General features: G+C 71.4%; 14 protein-coding genes. 12 read left to right on the top strand and 2 right to left on the bottom strand.

Features of this window, described 5'->3' with window-relative positions:
* The first annotated feature begins 26 nt into the window (after positions 1 to 26).
* From BMW67_RS05905 to upp, 11 genes are all read left to right on the top strand, one after another.
* Positions 27 to 1,547, top strand: a complete 1,521-nt coding sequence (locus BMW67_RS05905; protein ID WP_072746437.1) for an ABC transporter ATP-binding protein — start codon at positions 27 to 29, stop codon at positions 1,545 to 1,547.
* A 92-nt stretch (positions 1,548 to 1,639) separates the two neighbouring features.
* The gene (locus BMW67_RS05910) at positions 1,640 to 1,945 is read left to right on the top strand and encodes a DUF4357 domain-containing protein (protein WP_218139757.1); all 306 of its coding nucleotides are present in this window, start codon (positions 1,640 to 1,642) and stop codon (positions 1,943 to 1,945) included.
* On the top strand, positions 1,942 to 3,045 hold the full coding sequence (locus BMW67_RS05915; protein ID WP_072746435.1) for an ABC transporter permease: 1,104 nt from the start codon (positions 1,942 to 1,944) through the stop codon (positions 3,043 to 3,045). The genes BMW67_RS05910 and BMW67_RS05915 overlap by 4 nt, the downstream gene beginning before the upstream one ends.
* Positions 3,045 to 4,010 carry an ABC transporter permease gene (locus BMW67_RS05920; protein ID WP_072746434.1) on the top strand — a complete coding sequence of 322 codons (966 nt, stop codon included), beginning with the start codon at positions 3,045 to 3,047 and terminating at the stop codon, positions 4,008 to 4,010. Before BMW67_RS05915 ends, BMW67_RS05920 begins: the two co-directional genes overlap by 1 nt.
* A gap of 51 nt (positions 4,011 to 4,061) precedes the next feature.
* Entirely contained in the window at positions 4,062 to 4,457 is a 396-nt protein-coding gene (locus BMW67_RS05925) for a cytidine deaminase (protein ID WP_072746433.1), read from the top strand.
* Positions 4,454 to 5,239 carry a purine-nucleoside phosphorylase gene (locus BMW67_RS05930; protein WP_072746432.1) on the top strand — a complete coding sequence of 262 codons (786 nt, stop codon included), beginning with the start codon at positions 4,454 to 4,456 and terminating at the stop codon, positions 5,237 to 5,239. The genes BMW67_RS05925 and BMW67_RS05930 overlap by 4 nt, the downstream gene beginning before the upstream one ends.
* Positions 5,236 to 5,994, top strand: a complete 759-nt coding sequence (gene deoC / locus BMW67_RS05935; protein WP_072746431.1) for a deoxyribose-phosphate aldolase — start codon at positions 5,236 to 5,238, stop codon at positions 5,992 to 5,994. Before BMW67_RS05930 ends, deoC begins: the two co-directional genes overlap by 4 nt.
* 24 nt (positions 5,995 to 6,018) lie before the next feature.
* A complete protein-coding gene (gene deoA / locus BMW67_RS05940; protein ID WP_072746430.1) occupies positions 6,019 to 7,359 on the top strand; it encodes a thymidine phosphorylase in 1,341 nt (446 codons plus the stop codon).
* The gene (locus BMW67_RS05945; protein ID WP_072746429.1) at positions 7,356 to 8,675 is read left to right on the top strand and encodes a phosphopentomutase; all 1,320 of its coding nucleotides are present in this window, start codon (positions 7,356 to 7,358) and stop codon (positions 8,673 to 8,675) included. Before deoA ends, BMW67_RS05945 begins: the two co-directional genes overlap by 4 nt.
* On the top strand, positions 8,672 to 9,661 hold the full coding sequence (gene add / locus BMW67_RS05950; RefSeq protein ID WP_072746428.1) for an adenosine deaminase: 990 nt from the start codon (positions 8,672 to 8,674) through the stop codon (positions 9,659 to 9,661). Before BMW67_RS05945 ends, add begins: the two co-directional genes overlap by 4 nt.
* 31 nt (positions 9,662 to 9,692) lie before the next feature.
* Entirely contained in the window at positions 9,693 to 10,325 is a 633-nt protein-coding gene (gene upp / locus BMW67_RS05955) for a uracil phosphoribosyltransferase (protein ID WP_072746427.1), read from the top strand.
* 82 nt (positions 10,326 to 10,407) lie between these two features.
* Here upp and BMW67_RS05960 read toward each other — a convergent pair whose 3' ends face one another.
* A complete protein-coding gene (locus BMW67_RS05960; RefSeq protein WP_125458984.1) occupies positions 10,408 to 11,190 on the bottom strand; it encodes a hypothetical protein in 783 nt (260 codons plus the stop codon).
* 459 nt (positions 11,191 to 11,649) lie between these two features.
* Between BMW67_RS05960 and recA the strand changes: the two genes are divergently transcribed.
* On the top strand, positions 11,650 to 12,708 hold the full coding sequence (recA, locus tag BMW67_RS05965; protein ID WP_072746425.1) for a recombinase RecA: 1,059 nt from the start codon (positions 11,650 to 11,652) through the stop codon (positions 12,706 to 12,708).
* A 33-nt stretch (positions 12,709 to 12,741) separates the two neighbouring features.
* On the opposite strand, the gene moaA is transcribed toward recA, so the two are convergent.
* A complete protein-coding gene (gene moaA, locus BMW67_RS05970) occupies positions 12,742 to 13,755 on the bottom strand; it encodes a GTP 3',8-cyclase MoaA (RefSeq protein WP_072746424.1) in 1,014 nt (337 codons plus the stop codon).
* Between the last annotated feature and the right edge of the window lie 20 nt (positions 13,756 to 13,775).

A 13,775-nucleotide genomic window follows, 5' to 3' on the forward strand; every position in this document is an offset into this window, starting at 1 on the left:
GCCGGCGTCGGCGGGAGGAGCATCGCATGACGGCGCCTGCCATCGAACTTGTCGGCGTGGACAAGAGCTTCGGCCCCGTCCACGCCAACCGCGACATCAACCTGCGGGTCGAGAAGGGCACGATCCACGGCATCGTCGGCGAGAACGGCGCCGGCAAGTCGACCCTGATGTCGATCCTCTACGGCTTCTACCAGGCCGATCGCGGCGAGATCCGCGTGAACGGGCGCCGCGTGCGCATTCCCGACAGCCAGGCCGCCATCGCGCTGGGCATCGGCATGGTGCACCAGCACTTCATGCTGGTCGAACCCTTCACCGTGCTCGAGAACGTCATGCTGGGCGCCGAGGGCGGGCGGCTTCTGCGCGGCGGCGCGGCGCGCGCGCGCGCCGAGCTTGCGCGCCTGGCGCGCGAATACGGGCTCGAGGTCGATCCCGACGCGGTGGTGGGCGATCTGCCCGTCGGCCAGCAGCAGCGGGTCGAGATCCTCAAGGCGCTGTATCGCGGCGCCGAGATCCTGATCCTGGACGAGCCGACCGGCGTGCTGACCCCCGACGAGGCCGATCAGCTGTTCCGCATCCTCGACCAGCTGCGCGCGCAGGGCAAGACGGTGCTGCTCATCACCCACAAGCTGCGCGAGATCATGGCCGCCACCGACGCGGTGTCGGTCATGCGCGCGGGGCGCATGGTCGCCACGCGCGCGACCGCCGACACCTCGGTCGAGGAGCTGGCCGAGCTGATGGTCGGGCGGCGCGTCCTCTTGCGCGTGGACAAGGGCCCCGCGCGCCCGGGCGAGGTGCGCCTGCGCGTCGCGGATGCGCGCGCCCATGACGCGCAGGGCGTCGAGCGGCTGCGCGGCGTCTCGCTCGAGGTGCGCGCGGGCGAGATCGTCGGCATCGCCGGCGTGGCGGGCAACGGCCAGTCCGAGCTGCTCGAGGCGATCGCGGGCATCCGGCCGCTGAGCGCGGGGCGCATCGAGATCTGCGGCGCGCCGCTGGCCCGCCCCGACCCGGCGCTGGCGCGGCGCATGGGGCTGGCGCATGTGCCCGAGGACCGGCACCGCATGGGGCTGGTCACGCGCTTTCCCGCGCGCGAGAACGCGATCCTGGGCTATCACCGCGCGCCGCGCTACGGAAACGGTCCGTTTCTGGATCAGGGCCGGGTGCTCGAGGCCTGCCGCGAGCTGATGGCCGCCTTCGACGTGCGCCCGCCCGATCCGCATCTCAAGACCGCCAATTTCTCGGGCGGGAACCAGCAGAAGATCGTGCTGGCGCGCGAGATCGAGCGCGACCCCGAGGTGCTGATCGTGGGCCAGCCCACGCGCGGCGTGGATGTGGGCGCGATCGAGGCCATCCACCGCCGCCTCATCGAACTGCGCGACGCGGGCAAGGCGATCCTGCTGGTTTCGGTCGAGCTGGACGAGATCCGCGCCCTGTCGGACCGCATCCTGGTCATGTTCGACGGCCGCCTGATGGGCGAACGCGACGCCGCCGCCGACGAGCGCGAGCTGGGCCTGCTGATGTCGGGCGTCGGCGCCGGGAGGGCGGCATGAGCGCCCGGCGGCCGGCTCGGGGGGCGGCGATGACGGGCGCGCGCGGGCTGGATCCGAGACGCCCGAGGAAGGGCTTGCGGGCCGAGGCGGTCATGACCGACGACGCCTTCGTCGTGCGCGCCGGATCGACCGCCGCCCCGACGCCCCGCGGCGGCGGCCGCTCTGGCGCGGCGGGCTATGCCGCCTTGCGCGCGCAGCTTGCGGCCGAGGGGGTGCTCGCCCCCGACCGGGATGGGCGGGCGTTGCGTTTCGCGCAGGATTTCGCCTTCTCGAGCCCCAGCGCGGCGGCGTCCGTCATCCATGGGCACAAAGCCAACGGGCGCATCGCCTGGCGCCTCAAGGGCTCGGGCGCGACGTTGAGGCAGCATGAGGAAGCGCAGACGGAGGGCCGCGCATGAACGCCCAACTTCCCCGCTGGGTCGATCTTGGCCTGATCCCGCTCCTGAACCTGGCGGCCGCGCTTCTGGTGGCGGGGCTGGTGGTGGCGCTGATCGGGCAAAGCCCGCTCGAGGCCGTGCGGCTGATCGTGCAGGGCGCCTTCGGATATGGCGAGGGCGTGGGCTTCACGCTGTTCTACGCCACGAATTTCATCTTCACCGGGCTGGCGGTGGCGGTGGCCTTTCATGCCGGGCTGTTCAACATCGGCGGCGAGGGGCAGGCCTATGTCGGCGGGCTGGGCGTCGGGCTGGCGTGCCTGGCGCTGGACCGCTGGCTGCCATGGTGGCTGATCGCGCCGGTCGCGGCGCTGGCGGGGGCGGCCTTCGGCGCGGCCTGGGCCTTTCTGCCGGCCTGGTTCCAGGCGCGGCGCGGCAGCCATATCGTCATCACCACGATCATGTTCAACTTCCTGGCCGCCACGCTGATGGTCTATCTGCTGGTCAACGTGCTCAAGGTCGAGGGCGCGATGGCGCCCGAGTCGCGCACCTTCGAGCAGGCGGGCCGTCTGCCTAGGCTGGACTGGCTGATGTCGGCGCTGGGCTACGAGCAGGGGGGCGCGCCGCTCAACGTCAGCTTCCTTCTGGCGCTGGCGGCCTGCGTCTTCGTCTGGGCGCTGATCTGGCGCACGCGGCTGGGCTACGAGATCCGCACCTTCGGCGCCAATCCCACGGCGGCGCTCTATGCCGGGATCGACCCGGTGCGGGTGACGGTGATCACCATGCTGATCTCGGGCGGGCTGGCGGGGCTGATGGCGCTGAACCCGGTGATGGGCGACCAGAACCGCATCTTTCTCGACCTTGCCGGCGGGGCGGGCTTCGTGGGCATCGCCGTGGCGCTGATGGGGCGGGCGCATCCGCTGGGGGTGCTGCTGGCGGCGGTTCTGTTCGGGGCGCTTTATCAGGGCGGCGCCGAGCTGGCCTTCGAGATGCCGCAGATCACCCGCGACATGGTTGTGGTCATCCAGGGCCTGGTGGTGCTGTTCGCCGGCGGGCTCGAGTTCATGTTCCGCCCGCTGGTCGCGCGGTTGCTGGCGCCGTTCCTGCGGCGCGAGGAGGGGTGATGTTCGACGCCGCGATCCTGATCCTCGATTCCACCGTGCGGCTTTCGACGCCGCTGCTGCTGGTGTGCCTGGCGGGTCTGTATTCCGAGCGCGCGGGGGTCATCGACATCGGTCTCGAGGGCAAGCTGCTGGCCGGCGCCTTCGCCGCCGCGGCGGCCGCGGCCGTGTTCGGCTCGCCCTGGATCGGGCTGGCGGCGGCGGTCGGGGTCAGCATCGCGCTGGCGCTGCTGCACGGGCTGGGCTGCATCACCTTCCGCGGCAATCAGATCGTGTCGGGCGTGGCGATCAACTTTCTGGCCGCCGGGCTGACGGCGCTTCTGGGGCAGGCCTGGTTCAGCCAGGGCGGGCGCACGCCGGCCCTCGGCCCCGAGCAGCGCTTCGGCGAGCTGTCGCTGCCGCTGGCGCAGACGCTGGCCGACGTGCCGGTGCTGGGCGGGATCTGGTCCGAGCTGATCTCGGGGCACTCGATCCTGGTCTACCTGGCCTTCGCCATGGCGCCGATCACCTGGTGGACGCTGGGGCGCACGCGCTTCGGCCTGCGCCTGCGCGCGGTGGGCGAGAACCCCGCCGCGGTGGACACGGCGGGCATCTCGGTGGCGCGGATGCGCTATCTGGCGGTGGCGTGCTGCGGCGCGCTGTGCGGCGCGGCGGGCGCGTATCTGAGCACGGCGCAGTCGGCGGGCTTCATCAAGGACATGTCGGCGGGCAAGGGCTTCATCGCCCTGGCGGCGCTGATCTTCGCCAAATGGCGCCCGATTCCGGCCATGTTCGCCTGTCTTCTTTTCGGCTTTCTCGACGCCGCCGCGATCCGCCTTCAGGGCGTGTCGCTGCCGGTCATCGGCTCGGCGCCGGTCGAGCTGATCCAGGCGCTGCCCTATCTGCTGACGGTGGTGCTGCTGGCCGGCTTCATCGGCGCCGCGCGGCCGCCGCGCGCGGGCGGCGTGCCCTATGTGAAGGAGCGCTGAGGTCATGACCCGAGCAACCGCCGCGCCGCCTCCTGCCGGGGAGGCGCGCTGATGGCCCCGGAAGAGGAGCTTTACGCCGCCGCGCTGGCCGCGCGCGCGCGCGCCTATGCGCCGCACTCGAACTTCGCGGTGGGCTGCGCGATCCGCTCGGCCTCGGGCGCGATCCATGTCGGCGCGAATGTCGAGAACCAGTCCTATCCCGAGGGCTGGTGCGCCGAGACCAGCGCCATCGCGCAGATGATCATGGCCGGCGAGCGCGAGATCCTCGAGGTCTGCGTCGTGGCCGATCTCGACCCGCCGATCACGCCCTGCGGCGGCTGCCGCCAGCGGCTGGCCGAGTTCGCCGGCCCCTCGACGCTGGTCCATGCGGGCGATCTTGGCGGGCCGCGCGCCAGCTGGACCATGGCCGAGCTGCTGCCCGCCGCATTCAGACTGGAGGAAGGATGACCCAAGCCGCGCAGATCATCCGCGAAGCCGCCGGCGACGAGCCCGTGCGCCTGGGGCTGGTGCTGGGCTCGGGGCTGGGGGCCCTGGCCGAAGAGGTCGAGGACGCCGCCGTCTTCGCCTTCTCCGAGCTGCCGGGCTTTCCGGCCTCGGGCGTTTCGGGCCATGCCGGCGCGCTGTCGGTGGGGCGGCTGCGCGGGGTGCGCGCGGCGCTGCTGTCGGGGCGCGCGCACTACTATGAACGCGGCGATCCGGCGGCCATGCGCACGCCCATCGAGACGCTGCGCGCGCTGGGCGCCGAGGCGGTTCTGCTGACCAACTCGGCCGGTTCGACCCGGGCCGACATGCCGCCCGGATCGCTCATGATCATCCGCGATCACATCAACTTCTCGGGCCTCAACCCCCTGATCGGCGAAGAGGGCGACGCGCGCTTCGTCAACATGGTGGACGCCTACGACCCCGAGCTGCGCGCGCGTCTGCACGAGGCCGGCGCGGGGCTGTTCGAGGGCGTCTACGCCTGGTTCTCGGGCCCCAGCTTCGAGACCCCGGCCGAGATCGAGGCCATCCGCGTGCTGGGCGCCGATGCGGTGGGCATGTCGACCGTGCCGGAAACGATCCTTGCGCGGCGCTTCGGCTTGCGCGTGGCGGCGGTCTCGGTCATCACCAACTTCGCGGCGGGCATGACCGGCCAGGCGCTGAGCCATGACGAGACCAAGACCGAGGCCGCCCGCGCCCAGACCCGTTTCCGCGCCCTGGTGCGTCATTTCGTGGAGAGCTTCGCATGACCGATCTTCGCGCCGCAGCCGCTCGCGCGCTGGCCTGTCTTGACCTGACCGACCTGTCCGACGACTGCGACCTGGCCAGGGTCGAGGCGCTGTGCGGCCGCGCGGTCACGCCCCATGGCGCGGTCGCGGCGATCTGCATCTGGCCGCGCTTCGTCGCCGCCGCGCGCCCGCTGCTGGCGCCGGACGTCAGGATCGCGACGGTGGTGAACTTTCCCGGCGGCGAGGACGCCCCCGAGGACTACGTCGCCCTGACCGAGCGCGCCATCGCCGACGGCGCGGACGAGATCGACATGGTGATCCCCTACCGCCAGCTGCTCGAGGGCCGCCCCCAGGCCGTGCCCGCCGCGGTCGAGCGCGTGGTGCGGGCGGCCGGCGGCGCGCCGGTCAAGGCGATTCTCGAGACGGGCGTGCTGCAGGATGCCGACGCGATCCGCCAGGCCGCCGAGCTAGCCATCGAGGGCGGCGCGCGGTTCCTCAAGACCTCGACCGGCAAGGCGCCGGTGAATGCGACGCTGGGCGCGGCGCAGATCATGCTCGAAGTCATCGCCGCGCGCGATCCGGGGGTGGGCTTCAAGGCCGCGGGCGGCGTGCGCACGGCCGCCGAGGCCGCCGCCTATCTGGAGCTGGCCGACCGCCTGATGGGGGCGGGGTGGGCCGACCCGACGCATTTCCGCATCGGCGCCTCGGGGCTGCTCGATGCGCTGCTGGCCGTTCTGGACGGGCGCGACGCGCCCGCCTCGGCCCAGGGCTACTGACCGCCCCGCAACAGGAGACCCGCCATGCTGCCGCAGGAGATCATCGTCAAGAAGCGCCGCGGCCAGGCGCTGAGCCCCGACGAGATCGGCTTCTTCGTCCGTGGGCTGACCACGGGCGAGGTCACCGAGGGGCAGGCCGCGGCGCTGGCCATGGCCATCTGCTTCCAGGGCCTGAGCGTGGACGAGCGCGTGGCGCTGACGCTGGCCATGCGCGACTCGGGGCGCACGCTGCGCTGGGATCTGCCCGGCCCGGTGGCCGACAAGCATTCGACCGGCGGGGTGGGCGACAACGTCTCGCTCATGCTGGCGCCGGCGCTGGCGGCGTGCGGGGTCTATGTGCCCATGATCTCGGGCCGCGGTCTGGGGCACACGGGCGGCACGCTGGACAAGCTGTCGGCCATTCCGGGCTATGACGTGCGCCCCGACGTCGCCACGCTGCAGGCCGTGGTGGCGCGCGCCGGCTGCGCGATCATCGGCCAGACCGACGACATCGCCCCCGCCGACCGGCGCCTTTACGCCATCCGCGACGTGACCGGCACGGTCGAGTCGATCGACCTGATCACCGCCTCTATCCTGTCCAAGAAGCTGGCCGCCGGGCTGGACGCGCTGGTTCTCGACGTCAAGACCGGCACGGGCGCCTTCATGCAGACCGAGGACGAGGCCCGCGCCCTGGCGCAAAGCCTGGTCGCGGTCGCCAACGGCGCGGGCTGCCGCACGGCGGCGCTGCTGACCGACATGAACGAGCCCCTGGCCTCGGCGGCGGGCAATGCGCTCGAGGTGGCGAACGCGATGCGATTTCTCGTCGGCGCCGAGATCGACCCCCATCTGTGGGACGTGACCGTCGCGCTGGGCGGCGAGCTGCTGGCGCTGACCGGCGTCGCGCCCAGCGCCGAGGACGGGCGCGCGCGCATCGCCCGCAGCTTCGAGTCGGGCGCCGCGGCCGAGCGCTTCGGCATGATGTGCGCGGCGCTGGGCGGGCCGGTCGATTTCGTCGAGCGCTTCATGGAATACCTGCCCGCCGCGCCGGTGGTGCGCGACGCGCCGCCCGCGCGCGAGGGGATCGTGCGCGCCATCGACCTGCGCGCCGTGGGCAACGCGGTGGTCGAGCTGGGCGGCGGGCGCCGGCGCCCCGAGGACGACATCGACCTGGCCGTGGGTCTTGACCAGCTGGCGCCGCTGGGCGCGGCGGTGGGGCCCGACCGGCCGCTGGCGCGCATCCATGCCGCCGACGAGGCCGCCGCCGAGGCCGCCGCCGCGCGCCTGCGCGCCGCCTACCAGGTCGGCGACCAGGCGCCGCCCGAGCGCCCGCTCATTCTTGGCCGCATCGGCCCCGAGGACGTGGCGGGCCCGGAGGCGGCGCGATGAGCGCGGGCCGCGTCCTCATCCTGGTCATGGACAGCGTCGGCGTCGGGGGCGCCCCGGACGCGGCGCTGTTTCGCAACGGCGACGGCGACGACGAGGGCGCCGCCACCGTCCCGCACATCGCCCAGGCCTGCGCCGAGGGCCGCGCCGAGGAGGGCCGCTCGGGTCCGCTGCGTGCGCCCAACCTGACGGCGATGGGGCTTGGCGAAGCCTGCCGCATCGCCTGCGGCGCGACGCCGCCGGGGCTCGAGGCCACGGGGCCGTTCCAGGGCGTCTACGGCGCGGGGCAGGAGTTCTCGGCCGGCAAGGACACCATCACCGGCCATTGGGAGCTGGCCGGCGCGCCGATGCGCCGCGACTGGCACTATTTCCCGCGCGCCGTGCCCGCGCTGCCCGAGCGGCTGACCGACGCGCTGATCCGCCGCGCCGGCCTGCCGGGGCTGCTGGGGAACAAGCACGCCTCGGGCACCGAGATACTCGACGAGCTGGGCGCCGAAAGCCTGCGCACGGGCAAGCCCATCATCTACACCTCGGCCGACAGCGTGATCCAGATCGCGGCGCATGAGCAGGCCTTCGGGCTCGAGCGGCTTTACGAGCTCTGCCGCATCGCGCGCGAGCTGGCCGACGAGCTCAATGTCGGGCGCGTCATCGCGCGGCCCTTCCTGGGCGATCCGGCCACGGGCTTTCGGCGCACGGCCAACCGCAAGGATTTCTCGACCCCGCCGCCCGAACCCACCCTGTGCGACCGCGCGCTCGAGGCGGGGCGGCAGGTCTTCGGCGTGGGCAAGATCGCCGACATCTTCGCCGGGCGCGGCATCGGCGCCGTGCTCAAGGGGGCCGACGACATGGCGCTGTGCGATCGCACGCTCGAGGCCATGCGCGACGCCGGGCCGGGGGATCTGATCTTCGCGAATTTCGTCGATTTCGACAGCCTTTACGGCCACCGCCGCGACGTGTCCGGCTATGCCCGCGCCATCGAGGCCTTCGACGCGCGCCTGCCCGAGCTGTTCGCCGCCATGGGCGACCAGGATCTGATGATCGTCGCCGCCGACCATGGCAACGATCCCACCTGGCGCGGCACGGACCACACGCGCGAGCGCGTGCCCATTCTGTGCCGCGGCGCGCGCCTGCGGCCCGGCTCGGCGGGTCTGCGGCGCTTTGCGGATGTGGCCGAGACGGCGGCGCGCTGGCTTGGCCTGCCGGCGGGGCCGCATGGCCGCGCGATGCTGGCGCCGGCCGAGAGCGGCGCCTGGCGCGCCGCGCCCGAGACCGCGCTTGGCCCCTTCGCCGTCGCCCCGGGCCGCGAGGAGGGCGCATGAGCGACCTGCGCGCCATTCCCAAGATCGAGCTGCACCTGCACATGGAGGGCGCGGCGCCGCCCGCCTTCGCGCGCACCCTGGCCGCGCGCAAGGGCCGCTCGATCGATGCGCTGATCGACCCGCGCACGGGGCGCTACGCCTGGTCCGACTTCTCCAGCTTCCTGGCCGCCTATGACGCGGTGGCGGCGCTCTTCGACACGCCGCAGGACAACCGCGACCTGGCCGAGGCGGTGCTGCGCGAATGCGCCGCGCATGGCGTGATCTATGCCGAGATCTTCATCTCGCCCGATCACGCGGGCGCCGATCCCGTCGCCTGGGCCGAGTATCTGGCCGCCATTTGCGAAGGCGCGGCCGCGGCCGAGGCGGCCTGCGGCATCGTCGCGCGGTTCATTCCCCTGTGCGTGCGCGGGCTGGGGCCCGAGGCGGCGATGCGCGCCGCCCGCCTTGCCGTCGCGGCCGAGGATCCGCGCATCGTCGGCTTCGGCATGGCGGGGGACGAGCGCATGTTCGACCCGGCCGATTTCGCCCCCGCCTTCGCGCTGGCGCGCGAGGCGGGGCTGAAGCTGACCGCCCATGCCGGCGAATTCGGCGGCGCCGACAGCGTGCGCCGCGCGCTGGACGCGCTGGGCCTCGACCGCGTCGATCATGGGGTGCGCGCCGTCGAGGACCCCGACCTGGTCGCGCGGCTTGCGCGCGAGGGCGTGCCGCTGGCGGTCTGCCCGGGCTCGAACGTGGCGCTGGGCGTCGTGCCGGACTGGGCCGCGCACCCGATCGACGCGCTGCGCCGTGCGGGGGTGCGGGTGACGGTCTCGACCGACGACCCGCCCTTCTTCGACACCGACATGACGCGCGAGCACGAGATGCTCTCGCGCCATTTCGGCTACGGCCCCGACGACCACCTCGCCCTGGCGCGCGCCGCGCTCGACGCGGCCTTCTGCGCGCCCGACCTCAAGCGGCGCCTTGGCGCGCGGCTCGCCGCGGCATGAACGCGCCCTCTTCCAACCGCAGGACACAGGCATGACCAAGCATCTGACCATCGTCGACCACCCGCTGGTGCAGCACAAGCTGACCTACATGCGCGACAAGGACGCCTCGACCGGCAAGTTCCGCCGCCTGCTGCGCGAGATCAGCCTGCTGCTGGGCTACGAGGCGCTGCGCGACCTGCCCATGACCACGACCACCGTCGAGACGCCCCTGCAGGAGACCGAAGCCCCCGTCCTGGCGGGCAAGAAGGTGGCGCTGGTCTCGATCCTGCGCGCGGGCAACGGGCTGCTGGACGGCGTGCTCGAGCTGGTGCCCTCGGCGCGGGTAGGGTTCGTGGGGCTCTATCGCGACGAGGAGACGCTCCAGCCCGTGCAGTATTACTTCAAGGTTCCCAAGGATCTTGCCGACCGGCCGGTGATCGTGCTCGACCCGATGCTGGCGACGGGCAACTCGTCGGCCGCGGCGGTGACGCTGCTCAAGGAGGCGGGGGCGCGCGACATTCGCTTCCTGTGCCTTCTGGCCGCCCCCGAGGGCGTGGCCCGCATGAAGGAGGCCCACCCGGACGTGCCCATCATCACCGCCGCCCTGGACGAGAGGCTGAACGAGAAGGGCTATATCCTGCCCGGCCTTGGCGATGCGGGCGACCGGATGTTCGGCACCAAGTGAGCGCCCGGCGGCGCGAATGACGCGGGCCGGAGCCTGGCGGCTCCGGCCCGTCATCTTGCTTGCGGCGTTCAGGCGGGGCGGATCAGGCCGCCCGCCGCCGCGCCCCCAGCCCCGCCAGGCCCGCCAGCCCGGACAGCAGCAGCAGCCCCGCGCCGGGGATCGGCACCGTGGCCGCGCCGGGCGTCGAGCCGAGGATGAAGTCGTCGAGGCCGAACTGGTCGTTGCCCCGAACGTTGCTGACGGTCAGGCGCAGGCCGAAGAAGTTCTCGTCGGTCGTGAAGCCGGCGAAAAGCAGGTTCGACTTCGGATCGGCCGAGGTGGTGGCGAGGTTGCCCAGCTCGGTCCAGATCGGGTTGAGCGAGCCGTCGAAGGACAGCGCCTCGATCATCAGCGAATCGCCGAAATCGCCCACATCCGTGGCGTAAAGGCCGAAGGCGTTGGCGCCCGACAGGCCGAGATCGATGGTGATCTGCCCGCCCGAGCCGATGAGGACGAAATTCTCGGGCGACGAGTAGTATTGTTCGTTCGCCGTGATGCCGGTCCGGATCCGGGCGGGGCCGCCCAGCCCGTTGTCCGAGAAGGCCGCGCCGCCATAGGTGGTCCAGCCGGCGCCGGCGCCGTTGGTCGTGGACAGCTGCGTGCCGTCGTCAAGGCCTTCGAAATCAGCGACGTCGCTGCTTTCGAGCGCGCCGAGGAAGGCGTCATGGGCGCTCAGCGCCGGGCCGCTGGTCGGGATGACGGGACTGCCGCCCTCGGTCTCGCCGAACCAGCTTTGCGTGACGGTGAGCGCGCTGGCGCCCGTGGTCATCGCAGCTGCGGCGATCGCGGCGGACAACGCCAGCGCGCCAATTCGTGCACAGGTCATGAAAACCTCCTGGGTCCATGCTTCAACGCGATGCGGCTTCGACGAATGCGCCGCCAGGTTGAACGCAAGAAAACGAGCGGGTCGAAACGACGACCCCGCGGCCAATGCGTCCGGCTCCGCCGTGCGCGCAACGCTGCCGATGAAATGTCTTACGCTGAACCTGGTTCGCTTGAACCCCGGCGCCTGCGAGTCTGTCGCAGCGCTCATGGGCATAATACCACGTCGCGCGTCGAAGGGAAGGGGCCGCATGGGCGAAAAGCACCGCGCAAGCGGCGCGGGATGAACCCGAAGGCGGGGCCGCCGGGGCGTGGAAGGAAATCTTAACCAAATTCCGTTCAAATCGATTCGAACCGGCGCGGCCTTGTTCCCGCTTCGTTTGATGGTTAATGTCGGGAACGAACGCGGAACACGGCGTGCGATTGCGCCGTCGCCGCGGCTGTGAAATAAGGAATGACGGCGATGAGCCAAAGCATCCTGGAATTGAACGGAACTCGCGGCATGGACAAGCAGAAGGCCCTGGAATCGGCCCTTGCGCAGATCGAGCGCAACTTCGGCAAGGGCTCGATCATGAAGCTCGGGCAGCAGACCGCGATGGATATCGAGGCGGTGTCGACCGGCTCGCTGGGCCTCGACATCGCGCTGGGCATCGGCGGGCTTCCGATGGGCCGCATCATCGAGATCTACGGCCCCGAAAGCTCGGGCAAGACGACGCTGGCGCTGCATGTCATCGCCGAGAAGCAGAAACAGGGCGGCATCTGCGCCTTCGTGGACGCCGAGCACGCGCTTGACCCGACCTATGCGCGCAAGCTGGGCGTGGATGTGGACGAGCTGCTCATCTCGCAGCCCGACGCTGGCGAGCAGGCGCTCGAGATCACCGACACGCTGGTGCGCTCGGGCGCGGTTTCGGTGGTGGTGGTCGACTCGGTCGCCGCGCTGACGCCGAAATCCGAGCTCGAGGGCGACATGGGCGACAGCTCGGTCGGCGTCCAGGCGCGGCTCATGAGCCAGGCGATGCGCAAGCTGACCGGCTCGATCGCGCGGTCGAAATGCATGGTGATCTTCATCAACCAGATCCGCATGAAGATCGGCGTCATGTTCGGCAGCCCCGAGACGACCACCGGCGGCAACGCGCTCAAGTTCTATTCCTCGGTGCGGCTCGACATCCGGCGCATCGGCTCGATCAAGGACCGCGACGAGGTGGTGGGCAACCAGACCCGCGTCAAGGTGGTCAAGAACAAGGTCGCGCCGCCCTTCAAGCAGGTCGAGTTCGACATCATGTATGGCGAGGGCATCTCGAAGACCGGCGAGCTGATCGACCTGGGCGTCAAGGCCGGCGTGGTCGAGAAATCGGGCTCGTGGTTCTCCTACGGCGATCAGCGCATCGGGCAGGGGCGCGAGAACGCCAAGAACTTCCTCAAGGAGAACCCCGACATCGCGCGCGAGATCGAGGACAAGATCCGCGCCGCGCACGGGCTGGACTTCGCCATGCGCGACGAGCCCGATCCCGTTCTGGACTGAGGCGGCGGGGATGAAGCGGCCCGGGCGGCGCCTTCAGCCGCCCGTCACGCTCATGTGGCGCGAGACGGTTCCGTCGACGCGCTGGCGCGAATAGTCGAAATCATGGCCCTTGGGCTTGCGCGCGATCGCGCCGCGGATCGCTTCGCGCAGGGCCTCGTCGTCGTCGGTGGCGCGCAGCACCGCGCGCAGATCCGCGTCGTCGTCCTGCCCCAGGCACATGAAGAGCTGGCCGGTGCAGGTCAGGCGCACGCGGTTGCAGCTTTCGCAGAAATTGTGGGTGAGCGGCGTGATGAAGCCCACCATCCCGCCCGTCTCCTCGACGCGGACATAGCGTGCGGGGCCGCCCGTGCGGTGGTCGAGATCGGTCAGCGTCCAGCGGCTTTCGAGATCGCGCCTGAGGTCCTTGAGCGAATAATACTGGTCGAGGCGGTCCTCGTTGCCGATGTCGCCCATGGGCATGACCTCGATGAAGGTCAGGTCCATGTCGCGCGCGCCGCACCATTCGACCATGCGGTGGATCTCGTCGTCGTTGACGCCGCGCAGCGCCACCGCGTTGATCTTGACCCGAAGCCCCGCTTCCTGGGCGGCGTCGATGCCGTCCATCACCTGCGCGAAGCGGCCCCAGCGCGTGATGCGCGCGAAGCGGTCGGGGTCGAGCGTGTCCAGCGACACGTTCACCCGCCGCACCCCCGCCGCATGCAGCCGCCCGGCGAAGCGCCGCAGCTGCGAGCCGTTGGTGGTCAGCGTCAGCTCGTCCAGCGCGCCGCTTTCGAGGTGGCGGCTCATGGCCTCGAAGAAGCGCATGATGTCGCGCCGCACCAGCGGCTCGCCGCCCGTCACGCGCAGCTTGCGCACCCCCAGCCCGACGAAGACCGAGCACAGCCGGTCCAGCTCCTCGAGGGTGAGCAGGTCCTTCTTGGGCAGGAAGGTCATGTTCTCGGACATGCAGTAGACGCAGCGGAAATCGCAGCGATCCGTCACCGACACCCGCAGATAGGTGATGGCGCGCATGAACGGGTCGATGAGCGTGGGGGCGGCATCTTGCATGCGGTGTCCTCCGTTGCCCA

This window comes from Oceanicella actignis (assembly GCF_900111545.1).
Classification (GTDB): domain Bacteria; phylum Pseudomonadota; class Alphaproteobacteria; order Rhodobacterales; family Rhodobacteraceae; genus Oceanicella; species Oceanicella actignis.